The organism is Rhodococcus sp. 15-725-2-2b, assembly GCF_002259075.1.
In the GTDB taxonomy this organism is placed as follows: Bacteria; Actinomycetota; Actinomycetes; order Mycobacteriales; family Mycobacteriaceae; genus Rhodococcoides.
Map to the genome: position 1 here is coordinate 361,167 of NZ_NPFL01000004.1, position 19,478 is coordinate 380,644.

21 protein-coding genes are annotated in these 19,478 nt (G+C 65.2%); 12 read left to right on the forward strand and 9 right to left on the reverse strand.

Annotated features, from left to right (window positions below; genetic code table 11):
- Nucleotides 1–3 precede the first annotated feature (3 nt).
- Together CH306_RS03460 and shbA are read right to left on the reverse strand one after the other, a co-directional pair.
- Entirely contained in the window at nt 4–1,650 is a 1,647-nt protein-coding gene (locus CH306_RS03460; RefSeq protein ID WP_094645672.1) for a purine-cytosine permease family protein, read from the reverse strand.
- A 114-nt stretch (nt 1,651–1,764) separates the two neighbouring features.
- Entirely contained in the window at nt 1,765–2,346 is a 582-nt protein-coding gene (shbA, locus tag CH306_RS03465) for an RNA polymerase sigma factor ShbA (protein ID WP_094631180.1), read from the reverse strand.
- A 196-nt stretch (nt 2,347–2,542) separates the two neighbouring features.
- On the opposite strand from shbA, the gene CH306_RS03470 reads away from it, so the two are divergent.
- Nucleotides 2,543–3,490 carry an alpha/beta fold hydrolase gene (locus CH306_RS03470; protein ID WP_094645673.1) on the forward strand — a complete coding sequence of 316 codons (948 nt, stop codon included), beginning with the start codon at nt 2,543–2,545 and terminating at the stop codon, nt 3,488–3,490.
- A 68-nt stretch (nt 3,491–3,558) separates the two neighbouring features.
- On the opposite strand, the gene CH306_RS03475 is transcribed toward CH306_RS03470, so the two are convergent.
- The 3 genes from CH306_RS03475 to CH306_RS03485 form a co-directional block, all read right to left on the reverse strand.
- On the reverse strand, nt 3,559–4,233 hold the full coding sequence (locus CH306_RS03475; RefSeq protein ID WP_032395809.1) for a hypothetical protein: 675 nt from the start codon (nt 4,231–4,233) through the stop codon (nt 3,559–3,561).
- A 191-nt stretch (nt 4,234–4,424) separates the two neighbouring features.
- Nucleotides 4,425–5,759, reverse strand: coding sequence for an ammonium transporter (locus tag CH306_RS03480; protein ID WP_094645674.1), 1,335 nt, complete (start codon nt 5,757–5,759; stop codon nt 4,425–4,427).
- On the reverse strand, nt 5,756–6,487 hold the full coding sequence (locus CH306_RS03485; RefSeq protein WP_094631176.1) for an enoyl-CoA hydratase: 732 nt from the start codon (nt 6,485–6,487) through the stop codon (nt 5,756–5,758). The genes CH306_RS03480 and CH306_RS03485 overlap by 4 nt, the downstream gene beginning before the upstream one ends.
- A gap of 62 nt (nt 6,488–6,549) precedes the next feature.
- Here CH306_RS03485 and CH306_RS03490 point away from each other — a divergent pair, with 62 nt between their 5' ends.
- Entirely contained in the window at nt 6,550–7,617 is a 1,068-nt protein-coding gene (locus CH306_RS03490) for an NAD(P)-binding domain-containing protein (RefSeq protein ID WP_094645675.1), read from the forward strand.
- Between the two features lie 4 nt (nt 7,618–7,621).
- On the opposite strand, the gene CH306_RS03495 is transcribed toward CH306_RS03490, so the two are convergent.
- Together CH306_RS03495 and CH306_RS03500 are read right to left on the reverse strand one after the other, a co-directional pair.
- Nucleotides 7,622–8,449, reverse strand: a complete 828-nt coding sequence (locus CH306_RS03495; RefSeq protein ID WP_094645676.1) for a uroporphyrinogen-III synthase — start codon at nt 8,447–8,449, stop codon at nt 7,622–7,624.
- Between the two features lie 96 nt (nt 8,450–8,545).
- Nucleotides 8,546–9,394, reverse strand: coding sequence for an aldo/keto reductase (locus CH306_RS03500; protein WP_045200257.1), 849 nt, complete (start codon nt 9,392–9,394; stop codon nt 8,546–8,548).
- A 59-nt stretch (nt 9,395–9,453) separates the two neighbouring features.
- Here CH306_RS03500 and CH306_RS03505 point away from each other — a divergent pair, with 59 nt between their 5' ends.
- Nucleotides 9,454–11,085, forward strand: a complete 1,632-nt coding sequence (locus CH306_RS03505) for an ABC-F family ATP-binding cassette domain-containing protein (RefSeq protein WP_094645677.1) — start codon at nt 9,454–9,456, stop codon at nt 11,083–11,085.
- A gap of 61 nt (nt 11,086–11,146) precedes the next feature.
- Here CH306_RS03505 and CH306_RS03510 read toward each other — a convergent pair whose 3' ends face one another.
- Nucleotides 11,147–11,977: an alpha/beta fold hydrolase gene (locus CH306_RS03510; RefSeq protein ID WP_094645678.1), complete on the reverse strand. Its 831-nt coding sequence runs from the start codon at nt 11,975–11,977 to the stop codon at nt 11,147–11,149.
- An 81-nt stretch (nt 11,978–12,058) separates the two neighbouring features.
- Here CH306_RS03510 and CH306_RS03515 point away from each other — a divergent pair, with 81 nt between their 5' ends.
- The 7 genes from CH306_RS03515 to CH306_RS03545 all read left to right on the forward strand — a co-directional run bounded on the left by CH306_RS03515 (nt 12,059) and on the right by CH306_RS03545 (nt 17,550).
- A complete protein-coding gene (locus tag CH306_RS03515) occupies nt 12,059–12,514 on the forward strand; it encodes a MarR family winged helix-turn-helix transcriptional regulator (protein WP_094631171.1) in 456 nt (151 codons plus the stop codon).
- Between the two features lie 64 nt (nt 12,515–12,578).
- Nucleotides 12,579–12,851, forward strand: a complete 273-nt coding sequence (locus CH306_RS03520; RefSeq protein WP_032372936.1) for a helix-turn-helix transcriptional regulator — start codon at nt 12,579–12,581, stop codon at nt 12,849–12,851.
- Nucleotides 12,848–13,381, forward strand: a complete 534-nt coding sequence (locus CH306_RS03525; protein WP_094645679.1) for a hypothetical protein — start codon at nt 12,848–12,850, stop codon at nt 13,379–13,381. Before CH306_RS03520 ends, CH306_RS03525 begins: the two co-directional genes overlap by 4 nt.
- 2 nt (nt 13,382–13,383) lie before the next feature.
- Nucleotides 13,384–13,935: a hypothetical protein gene (locus CH306_RS03530; protein ID WP_094645680.1), complete on the forward strand. Its 552-nt coding sequence runs from the start codon at nt 13,384–13,386 to the stop codon at nt 13,933–13,935.
- 16 nt (nt 13,936–13,951) lie between these two features.
- Nucleotides 13,952–14,845, forward strand: a complete 894-nt coding sequence (locus tag CH306_RS03535; RefSeq protein ID WP_094631169.1) for an ABC transporter ATP-binding protein — start codon at nt 13,952–13,954, stop codon at nt 14,843–14,845.
- The gene (locus tag CH306_RS03540; RefSeq protein ID WP_094645681.1) at nt 14,842–16,041 is read left to right on the forward strand and encodes an ABC transporter permease; all 1,200 of its coding nucleotides are present in this window, start codon (nt 14,842–14,844) and stop codon (nt 16,039–16,041) included. Before CH306_RS03535 ends, CH306_RS03540 begins: the two co-directional genes overlap by 4 nt.
- Before the next feature lie 24 nt (nt 16,042–16,065).
- Complete coding sequence (locus CH306_RS03545) at nt 16,066–17,550, forward strand: carboxyl transferase domain-containing protein (protein ID WP_094645682.1); 1,485 nt, start codon at nt 16,066–16,068, stop codon at nt 17,548–17,550.
- 37 nt (nt 17,551–17,587) lie between these two features.
- Here the strand turns inward: CH306_RS03545 and CH306_RS03550 are convergent, their stop codons facing one another.
- Nucleotides 17,588–18,019, reverse strand: coding sequence for a hypothetical protein (locus CH306_RS03550; RefSeq protein WP_094645683.1), 432 nt, complete (start codon nt 18,017–18,019; stop codon nt 17,588–17,590).
- Between the two features lie 131 nt (nt 18,020–18,150).
- On the opposite strand from CH306_RS03550, the gene CH306_RS03555 reads away from it, so the two are divergent.
- Together CH306_RS03555 and CH306_RS03560 are read left to right on the forward strand one after the other, a co-directional pair.
- Entirely contained in the window at nt 18,151–18,822 is a 672-nt protein-coding gene (locus tag CH306_RS03555) for a methyltransferase domain-containing protein (protein WP_254924294.1), read from the forward strand.
- Nucleotides 18,819–19,421 (forward strand): TetR/AcrR family transcriptional regulator, encoded by a 603-nt coding sequence (locus CH306_RS03560; RefSeq protein ID WP_179272708.1) that lies wholly within the window; start codon nt 18,819–18,821, stop codon nt 19,419–19,421. Before CH306_RS03555 ends, CH306_RS03560 begins: the two co-directional genes overlap by 4 nt.
- The last annotated feature ends 57 nt before the right edge of the window (nt 19,422–19,478 follow it).

The following is a 19,478-nucleotide window of genomic DNA, read 5'->3' on the forward strand; positions in this document are numbered from 1 at the left end:
CACTCACTGCGGGGGCAGGATGTGCTCCCCCGTCTTGTCGGTGCTCAGCGACAGCGAACTGATGTACTGCTTCTCCCCGTTCGGCCCCGGCACGTTGGATGCGATCATGTCGGGTCGCTCGAATTCCATGCCGCTGACGTGGCACATCACGAGCGCGTCGGACGGGTTGCCGTGCTCGTCGAACATCGGCAGATCGATGCCGTCGTCGGTGCGACGCAGGTAGTACTTGCCCTTGGTCGCCACCGCCAGGATGGGCGGAAGAACCAGAGCGAGAACGAGAGCCATGATGGGCGAATACGGTTTGATCGCAGATCCGAATGCGCCGAAGAACACCAGAATCGACAGGATCGCCGATACCGCCATCGATCCGAAGCCGACCGGGTTGATGTTGTAGAGCATGCCGCGTCGGAACTCGGGCACCTTGGGCGAGAGCCCCAGAATGTATTTGTTGAACACGATGTCCGACGCCACCACGGCGATCCACGCGATACCGCAGTTGGCGTAGAAGCCGAGAATGCTGTTGAGGAAGTCGAACATGTTGGCTTCCATCAGGATCAGCGCAATGGCGAGGTTGAACAACACGAACACCATGCGGCCCGGGTACGTCTTGGTGAGGCGGGTGTAGGAGTTGGTCCACGCCAGTGACCCGGAGTAGGCGTTGGTGACGTTGATCTTGATCTGGCTGATGACGACCAGGATCACCGCGAGGGTCATCGCCAGCCAGCCCGGCATGAAGTTCTCGTAGATCTCGAGGAACTGGTGCACCGGCTCGTTGGCGATGCTCGAACCGTCGACCACGTTGGCGATGAGGTACACGGCGAGGAACAGGCCGACGACCTGCTTGAGTGCGCCGAAGATGACCCAGCCCGGTCCCGCGAGAAGCACTGCCGTCCACCAGCGTCGAGAGTTCTCGGGAGTCTTGGGCGGCATGAACCGCAGGTAGTCGATCTGCTCGGCGATCTGCGCGATCAACGACAGACACACGCCCGCCGCGAGCATCACCGATCCGATGTTGACGCCCTTGCCGTCGGCACCGTCCTGACCGCCGTAGGCGAAGAACTCCCCGACCGAATCGGGATTGCTGATCACCAGGTAGACGAACGGCAGCACCATCAGCACCAGCCAGAGCGGGGTGGTCCAGACCTGAAGCTTGGCAAGGGCTTTCATGCCGTAGATCACCAACGGAATAACCATGATCGTCGACACCGCGTACCCGATGGGCAACGGGACACCCAAGCCGAGTTCGAGTCCCTGCGCCATGATCGAACCCTCGAGCGCGAAGAAGATGAACGTGAACGTCGCGAAGATGACGTTGGTGACCACCGATCCGTAGTAGCCGAATCCGCTGCCACGGGTGATCAGATCGAGGTCGATGTTGTATCGAGCAGCGTAGTAGGCGAGCGGGAGCCCGGTCAGGAAGATGACGACCGCGAACACCAGGATGCCCCAGAGCGCGTTGCCGGTTCCGTAGGAGATTCCGATGTTGGCACCGATGGCGAAATCCGCGAGATACGCGATTCCGCCGAGCGCGGACGTCGCGACGACACCGGTTCCCCATTTACGGTAGCTACGCGGCGCGAAGCGCAGCGTGTAGTCCTCTAGCGTCTCTTTGAGCGCGGTGTCTGTCGGCGCTGGCTGTACGGCGGTCATGGATCAACAACGTAGAACCGCCACGTTGCCAGGGTGTCTTGCGTTGATGTAGCTACTGTTACTCAATCCGGCGATTCGGACATCCGACCCGAATGCGTGCGCTGCGCCGGGAAATCAGGCGGCGGCGCGCGCTGCCAGCAGCGAGAAGTTCGACAGCTCGGCGCGCAACATGTTCATCGCCCGATGCTGGGCCACCCGCACAGCTCCGGCCGTCATCCCCAGTGCTTCACCGGTTTGCGGTGCCGTCAGGCCCCACACCACTCGCATCAGAATGATCTTGCGGTACTTGGTCGGCAGGGTGTCCATCAATGCCTGGGTATGGCTACGCAGTTCGTCGCCGAGCGCGAGTTGCTCCGGCCCGGCTTCGGTGGATTGCTCCTCGGGCATCTCGTCGATCGAGAACGACTGTCGCAGAGCCGATTTGCGGCCGGCGTCGGCGAGCTTGTGAGCGGCGATCCCGTACACGAAGGCCATGAACGGCTTGCCCATGTCTCGGTACTTGGGAATGGCGGTGACCAGTGCGAGGCAGACCTCCTGCACCACATCGTCGGCGGCCACGTCGAGATTCCCGATCCGGGCGGCGCAGTAGCGCCGAACCGGTGGCTGGATCAGCACCAGCACCTGTTCGAGAGCGAGTCGATCTCCCGCAACGGCGCGAGGCACAACATCCTCGAGCCTGTCCATGCCGAAATCCATGGCCGATCTCCTCACTGGCAACGCGCGTCCTCTCCTGAACGCTCACCAGTACTTCGGTGCAGATTCCCACCCGGCTTGGTCCGATCGGCTACCACATCGAAAGAAAATGTGATTCAGGTAACACGGCGTGTCGTGGAAGCGAAGTACCGGACAACACCGTCCCCGCAGCACGTGCCACCCGACCCACGGAGCGCCCATGATCACCAGCGAGCAGGCCCATCAGGTCGGTCGCCGCAGTACTGTCGCCGCCGGCGACGGCACGGCGCTGGCAGTGCGCGAGTTCGGCCATCCCGATGCGCCCCTGACCGTGGTGTTCGTGCACGGGCACTGTCTACGCATGCAGTCGTGGACCGATCTGCGCCGACAGGTGGAGCGCAGCTGGGAAGACGACGTCCGGATCGTGATGTACGACCACCGGGGTCACGGAGAGTCGACCGCGGCCGCACCGGACAGCTGCACCATGGACCGACTCGGAGAGGATCTGGCAGACGTCATCCGCGCGGTGATTCCGTCCGGCCCGTTCGTCGTCGTCGGGCATTCGATGGGCGGAATGACAGCGCTGTCCTATGCGCGTCAGAACCCCGAGGCGATCGGCTCGCGTCTGGTCGGGGTCGGTCTGATCGCGACGTCGGCCGGTGGGATCACCGACGACGGACTCGGCAGTTGCCTCGCCCATCCCGCAGTGTCGGCATTTCGAGCCGCTGTTCGACGCGCCCCTCGACTGATGTCGGGTGCCAAGAGGCTCAGTCGCGCGGTGTGTGCGCCGATAGTGCGGACGGCCGGATGCGGATCCCGCAAGGTGAGTCCCCGGGTGGTGACGCTGGCGACGGCGATGCTCGGTGAGACGTCCATCGTGACGATGGCGGGGTTTCTCGGGGCCTTCTGCGCACTCGACGAGGTGGCCGGCCTGGCCGCACTCGCCTCGATTCCCACGCTGGTGCTGTGCGGCTCGGACGACCTGATGACCCCGATGCGACACTCGGAAACCCTTGCCGCCCACCTGCCCGACGCCCGCCTCGTGCGGGTCGCGCAGGCCGGGCACATGGTGATTCTCGAACGAGCACACGAGGTGGCCGAGGCTGTCGTCGAACTCGTGACGGCGGCTCGACGCGCGCATGTGGCAGACCTGGCGCTGGCCCGCTAGCACCGACAACGTCCCGACGACTGTGGCCCGCGACGAAAGTCCGTTGCGGGCCACAGCACTACCGAGAACTACTTCTTGGCAGCGGGGGGAGCGTTGAGGAGCTGGATGAACTGACCTGCGTTGCCTGCGATGGCACCGAGGCCACCGATGGCGGTACCGGCGAGGGACGCACCCGAGCCGAGAAGCAGTGCGCCGCCGACGCATCCGGCAACCGGTGCGGCACCGAAGAGCAGCAGTGCAGGAGCCGAGACGGTGCCCGCAGCGATGGCTCCGAGGAAGCAACCGGTGACCAGACCGGTTGCGGCTCCGAGGAATCCGCCGACCGATGCGGAGAGGCTGATGTTGTCCTTGACGCCGGAGACTGCGGCGGGCAGGTCGACCTGCTGCAGGCCGGGGAGGCCTGCGGAGACCGGGGTTGCCGCGGCGGGCGAGACATCGGCGGTCAGGGTGGCGTGGTTTCCGTCGATGACGGCGGCGACGGGGTGCGAGAACCCGTCTGCGGCAATGGCCAGGGGCACGGAGTCCACCAGAACACCATTGGCGTCGCGGACGACGAGGTGGTTGTCCTCGTTGCTCAGGGTGCCGGCCGTCGTGTCGACGATTACCTGGCTACCGGCCTGGGTGACGTTCCAACCGACCGGAGCGGCAACGGCCGGTGCCGGATCGGCGTAGGCGGTGCCCATGGCGGTCGTCATCGCTGCAATGACCAATGCGGACGTTGCCGCGAATCGAGTCAGCTTCATGTTCCTCAGTCTTTCGTCGTGTCCATCACTCGATGCGAGCAGCGAAAAACTATGGGTGGAACACGCGGGCCAGGCGAACCGAAGATGAACGAACGGGGTCGAACCGAACAACGATCCGACGCATCGACTCAAAAGGGACAGAACGACTTTCGAAGTACAATCCGTTGGTAAACGACTCTCGCGGGTTGTCCCTACTTACCGAAAAGACCCGGTTTGTTGCTGCCGCCGTGACTCACTCCGAAGTCGTAGGCGGACTCGGCGTGCTCGTGCTCGTCGAGTCCGTCGGCTTCGTGTTGCGCGTCGGCGCGCACTCCCATGACCGCCTTGATCGCGAACGCGATTGAGGTGGTGACGACGGCGCAGTACGCGAACACCGCCACCACCGCGATCGCCTGCACCCACAGCTGATGCAGCCCGCCGCCGTAGAACAGACCGTCCACGCCCGCCGGCATCTGCGCACTGGCCACGAGTCCGATCATCAGCGTTCCGACGATGCCGCCGACGAGGTGCACACCCACGACGTCGAGCGAATCGTCGTAGCCGAAGCGGTATTTGAGGCCGATGGCCAGAGCACACAGCGCACCCGACACGATCCCGATCGCCGCGGCACCGACAGGAGTGACCGCCGCGCACGAGGGTGTGATGGCGACCAGTCCGGCCACGACGCCCGAGGCAGCGCCGAAGGAGGTCGCATGCCCGTCCCGCAGTTTCTCGACCACGAGCCACGCCGCCATGGACATCGCTCCGGCACCCATGGTGTTCACCAGAGCCACTGCGGCGACACCGTCCGCGGCGAGCGACGATCCCGCGTTGAACCCGAACCAACCGAACCACAACAACCCGGCACCGAGCATGACGGCCGGAAGGTTGTGCGGGCGCATGGGATCTCGCGGCCAACCCCGACGTTTACCGACCACGAGGGCGAGCACGAGCCCGGCCACACCGGCGTTGATCTCCACCGCTGTGCCGCCGGCGAAGTCGATGGCACCGAGCCTGTTGGTGATCCACCCACCGAACTCACTCGTCAGCCCGTCGAGCGAGAACACCCAGTGCGCCACCGGGAAATAGACCAGGGTCGACCACAGTGCCGCGAACAGGACCCAGGGGACGAAGCGCATACGGTCTGCCACGGCCCCCGAGATCAACGCCACCGTCACCATCGCGAAGCCCGCCTGGAACGCCGCGAACACCAGCGCGGGAACCGTTCCCACCAACGGGATCGACACTGCTCCCCCGGCCGAGGTGTACACCCCGCCCAGCAGACCCTCGAAACCGGCGTACTGCAGCGGGTTTCCGATCCACCCGCCGATCACGTTGTCGCCGAACACCATCGAGAATCCGAACGCCAGCCACAGCAACCACACGACCGCAATCGCCGACAGACTCATCATCATCATGTTCAGTACGCTCTTCGAGCGCACCATGCCGCCGTAGAAGAACGCCAGACCGGGCGTCATCAACAGCACCAGCGCAGTACTGGCCAGCAACCACGCAGTATCGCCCGCGTCGGGCGCCCCGAAGATCACCTGCCCACGAACTTCGGTGCGCGCTTCTCGGTACGTGCCCGTCGCGCTTCCCTCATGTCCTCGCTGCTCCACGCCGCCTCGAACGCCGCGGCCTGTTCCGGCGTCGGAACGTCGTGTGCTCCATCGTCGTTGAACACCAGCTTGAGATGCTCGAGCGCCAACGGAGCGAGCTCGGTGATGGACTGCGCCCACTCCGTGGCCACATCGACGTCGCCGAGTTTGTTCGCCAACCCGCACGTGTACGCCTGATCTGCGTGCACCCGCTCCCCGCCCAGCAGAATCGTGCGTGCCACTCCCCCGCCCGCGAGCGCCGCCAGCCGTCGGATGGTCCAGTTGCTCACCGCGATACCGAGCCGCGTCGACGGAATCTCGAAGAAGCTGCCCGGCGCGACGACCCGCAGATCGCAGGCGATGGCCAACTGGGTGCCTGCCCCCACGGCCGGGCCGTTGATGGCCGCGACCACCGGAATGGACGCAGACTCGACGGCGAACAGCATCTCCTCGAGGATCTGCCCGAAATGCTCGGGAAACGCATCACCGGTCAGATCCGCGCCCGCGCAGAAGCTGGTGCCCTGGCCGGTGATGACCACGACCCGCGCGCCGTCGTGCTCGGCTTGCTCGACTCCGCGATGCACCGCCAGGCACAGCTCGGAGTTCAACGCGTTCCGTCGATCCGGCCGCTGCAGTTCGATGGTGACGACGTCGCCGTCACGAGAAAGTCCGATCACGACAGCAGAGGTTACCCACCAGTACAGGAATCGACAGTGCGGGGCCTGATCTACTGGTCTGCATGATCGACACTCGGGTCGCCGTCATCGGTGCCGGCCAAGCCGGACTCTCGGCCGGCTATCACCTCCATCGCGCGGGACTGACCGCCGGTGAGGGGTTCGTGATGCTCGACCGTTCGCCCGGCCCGGGTGGCGCGTGGCAGTTCCGCTGGCCCTCGCTGACGTTGAGCACCGTCAACGGGGTGCACGACCTGCCCGGTATGGCCTTCACCGACACCCTCGGCGACGAGCCTGCCGAGACGATCCGCGCCGCCGACGCCGTCCCCCGCTACTACCGCGCGTACGAGGAACGCTTCGAACTGCATGTTCGACGCCCCGTCACGGTGACCGTCGTGTGCGACCGAGAACCCCGATTCCGGGTCGAAGCCGGCGACACCGTCGTCATGGCCGAGGGACTGATCAACGCGACCGGGACGTGGGAGAAGCCGTTCGTTCCGCACTACGACGGTGCCGAGACGTTCACGGGCAGGCAACTGCACACCAAGGATTACCGGACCGCCGACGAGTTCACGGGCAAGCACGTCGTCGTGGTGGGCGGCGGCATCTCGGCCGTCCAACTGCTCGACGAAATCTCCCAGGTCACCACGACGACCTGGGTGACACGTCGACCACCGGTGTTCCGCGACGGCGAATTCGATCACGATGCCGGACGCAAGGCCGTCGCCATGGTCGAGGAGCGGGTGCGGGCCGGCCTGCCACCCGGCTCGGTCGTCTCGGTGACCGGGCTCCTGCTGACGCCGTCGTTGGCCGCTGCTCGCAACCGCGGCGCGCTCGATCGAAAGCCCGTGTTCTCGTCCATCACGGAAGATTCGGTGGTGTGGGAGGACGGGTCGAGTCAGCACGCCGATGTGATCCTGTGGGCCACTGGCTTTCGCAGCGCCCTCGACCACCTCGCTCCGCTGCGCCTGCGCGGGCACGGCGGCGGAATCGTCATGGACGGCAGGCTCACCACCCGGGTGGCCGCGAACCATCGCGTCCACCTGCTCGGCTACGGGCCGTCCGCAAGCACGATCGGCGCAAATCGCGCGGGACGAGCCGCGGTGACGGAGCTGCTCGACACCTTGGGCTGACTTTTCACGGCGAGCCGAGCTGCTCGGTCACGAACTTCGCCAGCGCGCCCAACCGCGCCCGGCTCGGCATGGACGTCGGAACACCCAACGCATCCAACGGTGCCGACGTCACCGGCCCCACGCAGATGGCGGCGACAGGGCCGCGAAGTGCGTCGAGGAAGGCGTCGAGCAGGCCGTTGTCCTTCGCTGTCGAGAGAAGCGAGGCCACCGCCGGGGCGCTGGTGAACGTGACCGCATCCACGCGGCGGTCGATGATCTGCCCCAACAGATCGAGGAGCGGAGCCTGATCGAGAGGGCGGATCCACCGGTACACCGGAACCGGCCGCACATGTGCCCCGAGTTCGCTCAGTGCGGCATCGAGATGGATCGTCGGTTCCCACTCGGTGATCACCCCGTGCAGCTGAACCGCGATGTCCACGCCGGCAACACCTTCGGCGGCGAGATGAGCGGACACTTCCTGCGAGGCCTCGGTGGCCGGGGACCATTCCTCCCGCAGACCGGCACCGCGAATGGCACCGCGCGCCTTGGGGCCTCGGGCAATGATTCGCGAATGTGCCAGAGCAGCAACGAGATCATCGCGGATACCCCAATCCGCGGCCGCGTCGAGCCAGCCCCGGAAACCGATGCCGGTACTGATCACCACGATCTGTGGCGGTCGTTCGACGATGCCCACGGTGGCGGACTTCAGCTCCGAGTCGTCGATCAGGGGCAGAACGTGAATCGCCGCGGCGTGAACGATGTTCGCGCCGCGGCGTTCGAGCATGGTGGCCAATTCGTCTGCACGCCGCTCGGCGGTGAGGGCAACGGTCCTGCCGTCGAGCGAATCGGACATGGGTACAGACTAGGCCCCCTATGTGCACGCTGTGCCCGTGGTCGTTCCGCGGGCTCCACTCCGGACTTCGTAGCCCACTACGAAGTTCCGCTCACATCAGCTGCTGAACTTGTCCGGGTCGGGGCCGGTGCGGCCGTCTGCGGAGTCCAAGGCGTTGATCTGCTGAATTTCGTCGTTGCTGAGCTCGAAGCCGAACACGTCGAAGTTGCTGGCGATGCGCTTCGGAGTGACCGACTTGGGGATCACCACGTTGCCGAGCTGGATGTGCCAGCGCAGGATGACCTGGGCCGGGGTGACGCCGTGTGCCTCACCGATGGTCGCGAACACCGGCTCGTCGAGGATGGTGCCCGATCCCAGTGGGCTCCAGGCCTCGGTGGCGATGCCCTTCGAGGTGTGGAACGCACGCAGCTCTTCCTGGATCAGCCGCGGATGCAGCTCGATCTGGTTGACCGACGGGGTCTCACCAACGGCGTCGATCAGCTTCTCCAGGGTGGGGATGGTGAAGTTGGAGACGCCGATGGATCCGATGCGGCCGTCTGCCTTCAGCTTCTGGAATGCCTTGAAGGTGTCGATGTACTTGTCGCGGTCGAGCTGCTGCCAGTGAATGAGGTACAGGTCGAGGTACTCGAGTCCGAGGCGATCCATGCTGGCGTCGAACGCCTTCAACGTCGAGTCGTAGCCCTGATCGTCGTTCCACAGCTTGGTGGTGACGAACAGCTCGTCACGGGCGATGCCGGATTCTGCGATGGCCCGGCCGGTGCCGGTTTCGTTCTCGTACACCTTGGCGGTGTCGATACTGCGGTAGCCGACCTTCAGTGCCTCGGTCACTGCGGCCTGGGCACCGTCGTCGGGCACCTGCCACACACCGAACCCCAGCTGGGGAATGGACGTGCCGTCGTTGAGCACGATGGTCGGGACAGTACTGGTCTCGGCTGAATACGTCATACGAATGGCAACGGGCGGCACGGTGAATCTGTTCCCATTGCGCCGGAGATACTTGTTCGGTGACCGCAACGCTTCGTATCGATGATCTCGCCGCTTTCCACGGCGATCGCACCCTGTTCTCCGGCCTCGATCTGACGGTGACCGAGGGTGACGTGATCGGGCTCGTCGGGGCCAACGGTGCGGGCAAATCGACCCTGTTGACGCTGCTCGCGGGGGTGGGAACCGCCGATCACGAGGGCGAGATCCACACCAGCCCGCCCGACGCCACGGTCGGCTACCTGGCTCAGGAGCCCGAGCGCATAGCCGGGGAGACGGTGCTGGACTTCCTCGGTCGACGGACCGGGGTGACCGAGGCCGAATCGTCGATGAACGCGGCCGCCGAGGCGTTGGGGTCCAGTGATGAGGACCTCTACACCCCGGCGCTGGAGAAGTGGCTGGCGCTCGGCGGCGCAGATCTGGCGGAGCGAACAGCAAAGGTGCTGGCGGACCTCGGCCTCGAGGTCGACGGCAGCGCATTCATGACGGATCTGTCGGGTGGGCAGGCCGCCCGCGCCGGGCTCGCCGCGATTCTGCTCGCTCGCTACGACATCCTGCTGCTCGACGAGCCCACCAACGATCTCGATCTGGCGGGCCTCGAACAACTGGAGCAGTTCGTCGTCGCGACGCGGGCCGCCATCGTCGTCGTCAGTCACGATCGCGAATTTCTGGCACGCACAGTCACGGGCGTCGTCGAGCTCGATCGAGCGCAGCGTCGCATCGATGTGTACGACGGCAGCTACCAGTCGTATCTGGCGGAGCGGGAAATCGCGCGCCAGCATGCCAGGGAGAAGTACGACGAGTTCGCAGACACCAAGTCCGCGTTGGAGTCACGGGCGCAGATGCAGCGGAACTGGATGGAGTCGGGGGTGCGCAATGCGCGACGCAAGGCCACCGACAACGACAAGATCGCCCGCAAGACCCGCGCCGAATCGACGGAGAAGCAGGCCGCGAAAGCTCGTCAGACACAACGTCGCATCGAGCGCCTCGAAGTGGTCGAGGAACCCCGCAAGGAATGGGAGCTGCGAATGGAGATCGCGGCGGCTCCCCGGAGCGGCACCGTTGTCTCGGTGTTGGGCGGTGCACTAGTGCGGCGATCCGGGTTCACATTCGGGCCGGTGACGACGCAGATCGACTGGGGCGATCGCATTCTGATCACCGGGCCCAACGGATCCGGCAAGACGACGTTGCTGTCGGTTCTGCTGGGCAGGCTCAGCCCGGACGAGGGCACGGCCTCTTTGGGATCCGGGGTCGCGGTCGGCGAAATCGACCAGGCGCGAGCATATTTCGTCGGCGAGGGCACGGTGTCCGACGCCTTGAGCGCTGCAGTTCCCGAGTGGCCGGACGCCGATGTCCGCACCCTGCTGGCCAAGTTCGGCCTGCGCGGCGACGATGCACTGCGGCCGGCGTCGTCGCTCTCGCCCGGTGAGCGAACCCGCGCAGCGCTCGCGTTGCTACAGGCCCGCGGAGTCAATCTGCTGGTCCTGGACGAGCCGACCAACCACCTCGACCTGCCTGCCATCGAACAACTGGAACGCGCGATGGAGAACTTCGAGGGCACGCTGCTATTGGTGACGCACGACCGCAGAATGCTCGACACCGTCCGCAGCACGAGGCACTGGACGATGGCCGACGGGCAGCTGTCGGAACTGTAGGTCGCAGTGAAATCGGGTGCAGCCGACCGCGGTGAGCGCGGTCAGCTGCACCCGATTCACCTCAGCTGAGCAGAATTTCGTTCACCTCGGCGGCGGGATGCATCGGTAGCCCGTGGTGCGTGGCGCTGCCGAGTATCACCGTCCTCGCACTCGGCAGAACGGCATGCACAGCCTCTTCGATCCGAGCGGCGTTGTGCACCCTCCCCTTCCCTGCCAGGACCACGGTGGTGCGCACATCGAATCCCTCGAACGCAGCGGGCTTCGGCCGCTTCGGAACGATGGTCTTGGCCGTCGGGAAATGTGCGGCCCCGAGCGCGAGGACGTCGAGCCAGTCGGAATCCAAAGCCTGGCCATCGGTCTCCCACGCTACGAAGCGTCGCTGTCGCTTTTCGTTGGGAGAAAGCAGAATCGGAATCGCGTGCAGCAGGTACCGCGGACTCATGGAGCCGAAGCAGGCATTGGGATCGAGCAGGGTCAGCGCGTCGACGCGGCTGTCGTTGCGCAGGGCGTACGCCAGCGCGATCATCGCGCCGTAGGAATGGCCGCAGAGCGCCGCGGTTGGCAAGTTCAGCTCATCAAGGACGGCCGACAGCCAACCCAGTAGCTCCTCGACAGAGTCGATGGCGCGTTCCCCGGGCACGCTGCGCCCGACGTCGCCCATGAGGTCCACCGCGTACACCCGATAGTGCCGAGAGAACGCCGCGACGTTGGCGAACCACACGGTCGACGTCGCACCGGCCCCCGGGAGCAGCACCAGGGGCGGGCCGTCGACGGGTCCGCAGGCGTTGATCCGTGTGGTGCCGTGCACCGTATTCGCGTCGATGGCCTGGGTATCAGCCGGCCACTTCTGCAGCACTCGGTCGTAGGCGGTGAAGAATCCGTCCAGCGTCATTGCGACCCTCTATTCTCTCGATGATCGAGATAGTAGACAATAGAGAGACTACTCGTACAGCAACTCCCGAGGGATCGACACATGACCGAACCTGTCGCCGCCGTACATCGGTTGCGAGCGCTCACCGTCGAACTCGATCTCCTCGGCGCAGACTTCGCCCAGAAGCACTCACTTCACCCGACAGACATCCGCGCGCTGATCTGCCTCCTCGATGCCGACCGGGCCGGAACGCGTGCCACACCCGGCTGGCTCGGCGGACAGCTGGGCCTCGAATCGGCATCCGTCACCGCCCTGGTCGATCGAATGAGCAAGCGCGACTTGGTATCACGCGAAGCAGACCCAGCCGATCGCCGCCGAGTACTGCTGCGCGTGACCGCTCACGCGTCGGAACTCGGCACCAGGTTCTTCGGCCCCGTCATCGGCCGAGCAGTCGACGAGCTGGCACGTTTCACACCCGAGCAGCGGGCAACGATCGACGACTTTCTGACGACCATGCACGCGGTGGTCGTGGCCGCTCGCGAACACCAGAGCCAGTAGACACATCGATAAAACTGTTATTACTGGTTGACATATCGTTGGGTTTATACAACACTTCATTGTCATGAGCCCCGTCAAGCGCGGTACCGCGCTCCCGATCTTCAACAGGGTGGGTGTTCTGCGGGCAGAACGAAAGATGAGCCGCGCGCAACTGGCCGAACTCGTCGAAGTGAACCCCCAGACAGTGGGTGCCCTCGAACGAGGCGACCACTACCCGAGCCTCGACCTTGCGATGCGCATCTGCGACGTCTTCGATCTGCCGATCGAAGCGGTGTTCTCGCGCACCGAACTCGGACCGCTCTCCGCCGAACTCTTCCGAAGGGAGAAGGATCGATGACGACACCCGGCTCCGACATCCTCACCCGCTATCAGGCCTATCGCACGCGCCGATTCCTGGAGCACGACGCGAAAACCCATCACTGGCTTCAGAACTGGCGCACCCAGAAACGTCGACGCATACTCGCCGTAATGTTGATGGCGTCCTTGCTCACCCTGTTGGTGATAGCCGTGTGGTCACTCTTCTCCCGGTGGGCACCGATCGCATGGATCCCGGCCACTGTGATGTTTCTCGTCGCCTGGACGATGCTGCAAACCGTGTCCCGTCGCCACAGCGATGCACCGGTGGGAGCACTCGACGAATGGGAAGTGCAGCAGCGCAACGAAGCACGTTCGATCGGCCTCACCGTAACCCAGGCCCTGGTATTGGTGGCACTTCTGGTCTTGATCGTGCTGTCGGGAGCGTACGACAACGAAAATCTGGCTTACGCCGGAGGATTGTGGACGCTCGCTGCTCTGCTTGCAGGTGGATGCGCCCCGGCAGTGATCCTCGCGTGGATCACCCCCGACCCCGATCCCGAGGACGGCTGACCATGAGCGAACGACCCGACATCCTCACCCGCTATCAGGCCTATCGCACCCGCCGATTCCTGGAGAACGACGCCAAGACTCGCCATTGGCTTCCGAAGTGGCGCACACAGCGTCGACGCCAGATCCTCGTGGTAGCTGTGGCCGTACTCCTCTTCGCCTTCTTCGTCGTCAGCATCGGCAGCCTGTTCTCCGAGTGGTTCGCACTCGGATGGATACCGGCGGCACTGCTGTTCATTCCGATCTGGACGGCATTACAGATTGTCTCCGGCCGGCACGGCGACGCACCCGTCGGAGCACTGGACGAATGGGAAGTGCAGCAGCGCAACGAAGCTCGATCCATCGGCCTCACCGTCACGCAGACGCTGGTGATGGCAGCCGCATTCGCGTCCATCTTCCTCTCGGTGTCGTTCGAGGACATGTCCCGGCTCGCCTACGCAGGTGGCGGCTGGACTCTGGCCGCACTGATGACCGGAATCTGCTCTCCAGCAATGATTCTCGCGTGGATCACCCCCGACCCCGAACTCGACGACATCCCGAATTTCGACCAGCAGTAACGACCGAAAGGGCACCATGAGCACCCTCACGATCGACTCCGTCTCCAAGAGATACGGCGACAAGATCGCCCTGGACAACCTGAGTTTCGACGTCCGCCCGGGCGAGCTGTTCGGCTTCGTCGGCAGCAACGGCGCAGGCAAGACCACCACGATGCGCATCGCGCTGGGAGTCCTGTCGGCAGATTCCGGCCAGGTTCTGTTGGGCGGTAAGCCCGTCGACCTCGACGTCCGACGCACCATCGGCTACATGCCCGAGGAGCGCGGCCTCTATCCCAAGATGAAGGTGGGCCCGCAGTTGGCCTACATGGCCGAGCTGCACGGCCTGTCGTCCAAGGACGCCAAGGCTGCGGTGATCCGCTGGACCGAACGACTCGGCATCGACCAGCGCGTCAACGACACCGTCGACGCGTTGAGCCTGGGCAACCAGCAGCGCGTGCAGTTGGCGGCCGCACTGGTGCACGACCCCGCGGTGCTGGTCCTGGACGAGCCGTTCTCCGGCCTCGACCCGATTGCCGTCGACGTCATGAGCGAGGTATTACGCGAAAAGGCCGCTGCCGGAGTGCCGGTGGTGTTCTCGAGCCACCAGCTCGATCTGGTGCAACGCCTGTGCGATCGCGTCGGCATCATCGCCGCGGGCTCGATGAAGGCCGTCGGCACCGTCGACGAGCTACGCGGGTCGGGAGATTCGCAGCTACGCGTCCACGCACCGAACGCCGCACCCGGATGGGCGTCGGGCATCACCGGAGTGAGCACCCTCGGCCACAGCGACGGCGTCACCGTCCTGGGCTTGGCACCCGGGGCCGACGACCAGCAGATCCTGCGGGCGGCACTGGCGACCGGTCCGGTACACGACTTCTCCATCCAGAAACCTTCCCTGAGCGACCTGTTCCGAGAGGCGGTAGTGGCATGAGCTCCCAACTGAACTCCTTCAGCGCTGTGTCCTTGATAGCCAAGCGCGAGTTCACCGTTCAGGTGATGAAGAAGAGCTTCGTCATCAGCAACGCGATCATCCTGGCCGTCATCGTCGGCGGTATCGTCGCGTTCTCGATCTTCTCCGGCAGCGGTGACGAGGAGCGCGACGTCGTCGGCATCGCCGGAGACCAGTCCATCGCGGCCGTGGTCGAAGCAACCGGCGACGCCGTCGGGTCACCGGTCGAGGTCCGTGAGATCGCCGACGCGGCAGCCGCACGCAGCGGCGTCGAATCCGGGGATCTCGACGTGGCGTTGGTTCCGGACGGAACCGACGGTGCGTACACCGCCGTCACCGAGTCCGACCTGACCGGAACGTTGCGCGCCGTCGTCGAAGGCAGTGTTGCAACGCAAGCCACGAATGCTGCACTGGCGCAACAGGGTGTCGATCAGAACGAGCTCGGAGCAGCGACAAGCGCCGCAACGGTCACCGTCGACGCCATCGATCCCCCGGATCCCGAGGCAGGTCAGCGGACCGCACTTGCCCTGTCGGCAGTGTTTCTGCTCTATGCCCAGATCATCGGCTTCGGCATGTACGTCGCGATGGGCGTCGTCGAGGAGAAGTCCTCTCGGGTGGTCGAACTGCTGCTCTCCACCGTCCGCCCCCTGCAGTTGCTGTGGGGAAAGATCCTCGGTATCGGCGCGGTCGGCATCGTGCAGCTTGCTCTCTACGGAATAGCCGGTGTCGGGGCAGGATTGGGTACGGGCGTCCTCACGGTCACGGGTGCTGCGGTGAGCGTCTTCGCCGCAACCCTCGCGTGGTTCGTTCTCGGGTTCGCATTCTTCGCGGTGCTCTACGCTGCGGGCGGGTCGATGGTCTCGCGGCAGGAGGACGTCAACTCGACGACCATGCCGCTGTTGATCCTGATCATGGCGATGTTCTTCGCGGCCTTCTACTCCGTCAGCGATCCGGAGAGCACCCTGGCCAACACGCTGAGCTGGATCCCGCCGTTCTCCGCGATCATGATGCCTCTGCGAATTGCAGCGGGCGTGACCTCGCCGGTGCAGATCGTCGGCTCGGCGGTTCTGATGGTGGTCACCACCGCGATCCTGGCCATGGGCGCGGCGAAGATCTACCAGCGTTCCATTCTTCGGATCGGCAAGACCGTCTCGTGGAAGGAAGCGTTTGCTCGCTAGGGTTCGCTGCGTAGGCTCCCCGATATGAGCCAACGGACATCCGCCGCCGAGATTCTCGACTCCGTTCTCGACGGCGGATCGTTCGTGTCCTGGGACTCCACGCCAGTGGACGTCCATCCTGGGGAGTCCTATCTTCGGGACCTGGCGAGAGCTCGGGAGAAGAGCGGCGTCGACGAGTCGGTGCTGACCGGCGAAGGCACCATCGAGGGTCGACGCGTGGTGATCATCGCGTGCGAGTTCGCCTTTCTCGCCGGATCGATCGGCGTTGCCGCGGCCGAGCGCATCACCTCCGCTATCGAACGCGCAACGGCCGAGAGGCTGCCCCTGATCGCCTCCCCCACCTCGGGCGGCACCCGAATGCAGGAAGGCACACTCGCCTTCGTGCAGATGGTCAAGATCGCCTCGGCCGTCACCGCGCACAAGGCAGCGCACCTGCCGTACCTGGTGTACCTGCGCAATCCGACGACCGGAGGCGTGTTCGCATCCTGGGGGTCGCTTGCTCACGTCACCGTGGCCGAACCCGGCGCACTGATCGGGTTCCTCGGGCCCCGCGTCTATCAGGCGTTGTACGACAAGCCATTTCCCGACGGCGTCCAGACCGCCGAGAACCTCTACCAGCACGGCGTCATCGACGGTGTGGTGCCGGTGGTTGACCTGCGCCACTTGTTGATCCGCGCGCTTCGCGTGATCGTCGACGCCGCCGTGTGGCCCGAGGATGCCGGCGAGGAATCGGTGGACATCCCCGAGACTTCGGCGTGGCATTCGGTGCAGTCGTCCCGCCGCACCGACCGGCCTGGTATTCGGCACCTCATCGAACACACTGCCAGCGAACACGTTCCACTCAGCGGCACCGGACAGGGCGAGGCCGACACCTCGATTCTGTTGTCACTGTGCCGAATACGAGGAACCTCGTGCGTGCTGTTCGGCAACGACCGGAGCAGCAGCACCGCCACCGCCACGATGGGTCCTGCGGCACTACGTGAGGCACGACGCGGCATGCGCCTGGCCGAGGAACTACGCATCCCGCTGGTACTGATGATCGACACCTTCGGCGCTGCCCTCTCCAAGGAAGCCGAGGAAGGCGGCCTGGCACCCGAGATAGCCCGCTCGATCTCCGACCTGGTGACCGTCGATACCCCGACGGTGTCGGTGCTGCTCGGCCAGGGCACCGGCGGCGGGGCGCTCGCACTTCTGCCCGCCGATCGCGTGCTGTGTGCCCAGAATGCCTGGCTCGCACCGCTTCCGCCCGAGGGCGCCAGCGCCATCGTGCACCGGGACACCGCTCACGCCCCGGACATGGCCGAGGCGCAGGGCATCCGCTCGGTCGATCTGCTGCGCGACGGCATCGTCGACGCTATCGTCCCCGAACTCCCCGACGCCGCCGACGAACCGGCCGCCTTTTCCGCCCGGGTCGCCGATGCCATCGTTCGAGAACTGCGCATGTTGTCCACCGTCGACTCCACCACCCGCACGCGATCCAGACTCGCCCGCTACCGCATGCTGGGATGAGCGGCTCCGCCGCATGTGAGCAGAAGTTCGACCCGTGCTACGAGACCGGAGTGGAGCCTGCGGAACGACCGCCGGCTCCGCCGTGCACCTGCGAGGTCACGAGCGCCAATACGTCACCCGCACGCAGGTCGGCGGGAAGCTCCACCGGACCGACACAGCGTCGACCCGGACCGTGCACATCGACCTTGACCACCGGACCCACCGAATGCCGGTTGACCACCACGGCCTGGCGCAGATCCGCGAACTCGGCGTCGACGCCCACCTCGCCGGCAATCACCGAACGCACCCGAGTCACCAGAATCGAACCCCACTGCACCGGAGTGCCCTGCGCGTCCGCAAGATCCTCCAGCGCAACGCCGTCGACGGTGATGCGGCCGCAGACGCAATGCGTATCTGCAGGCCAGAGCGTTGGATCGCACCGCGAAACATATGCGGCACCGAGGGACGGAAGCATGTCGAGAAGTGTCATGAGAGGAAGTCTCACGCCGCGCGGTGGCGTCGAACAGAGGTGTTGACGCAATCTTGACGGCACCCACGGGAAACTTGACGCGCTTTCGTCCCGCGATGCCGCTGACTGTACTCACTGGTACATTCGATTGGGTGATTGCAGACGACGTCTACCGCCGCGGCCGCGCAGGCCTACCCTCGTGGATCTCCGACTACGACGGTCGACGCACCGAACTGCCGATCGCACGCTGGATGGGTGGAGCCCATTCGACGGTCGACGACATCCGGGCCGACGAGGCCTCCATTGCGTTCTGCACCGGCCCCACCCTCGATCTCGGCTGTGGGCCAGGGCGGTTGACCGAGGCACTGACCCGTGCCGGCGTTCCCGCACTGGGGGTAGACACGTCCTCGGTCGCCGTGGAGATGACGAATCACCGCGGTGGGTTCGCCGTGGAACAGGACATCTTCTCAGCACTCCCCAGGGCCGGGCAGTGGTCCCACGTACTGCTCGCGGACGGCAACATCGGTATCGGCGGCGATCCTGCCGCGCTGTTGACGACCGTACGAAGACTGCTGCACGAGAGCGGAACAGCCATCGTCGAAGTCGAGCCGACCCCCGATCTGGACGATCGGAACCGAATGGTTCGATGGGAGACCGGCGACTCGGTGGGCGAGTGGTTCACGTGGGCCAGTGTCGGCGCGGGTGCGCTGTACTCGCTGGCGGTGGCTGCAGGGCTTCGGGTCCGCCGAACCATCGAATCGAACGGCCGAGTGTTCATCGAACTCGCTGTTCACAGCATCGACCGAGGAGCCGAGGGCCCGTGAGCAAGGAGCTGCCGAGAACGGCCAAAGGCAGACGAACCAGAGCTGCGATCGTCGACGCCGCAGCATCGATGATGTACGACCACGGCGTCGCGGGAACCACTCTCGACGACGTTCTCGCCGCATCGGAGACCGGGAAGTCGCAGCTCTACCACTACTTTTCCGACAAGTCGGACCTGGTCGAGGCCGTCATCGCACGTCAACTCGAGCGCGTGCTCGCCGCTCAGCCACGCCTGGCCCACATCGACAGCCTCGACGACATCGACGCCTGGGCCGCCGAGATCGTGCGAAATCACGAACAACCAGGTGGTCCGTTCTCGTGCCCCCTCGGTTCACTCGCTGCAGAACTGAAGAACGACGCGGCGTTCGTTCCCGCCCTGCACGCCGCGTTCCGGCGCTGGGAGCAACCTCTCGAGCAGGGACTTCGTCGCATGATCGACCGGGGCGAACTCGACGTCGCGACCGATCCGGCCGCCGCTGCCGCCACCTTGATCGCCTCACTGCAAGGGGGCATGCTGATCGCCCGCATCGCGGGCGATGTGCAACCACTGCGCGACACACTGAACGCAGCGGTCGCCGCATTGCGTCGACGCGCGACCTGAGAAGCGACGCCGGGACGCACCCTGGCGAAAGCACTCTCGGTGCGCTAACCTCGACTC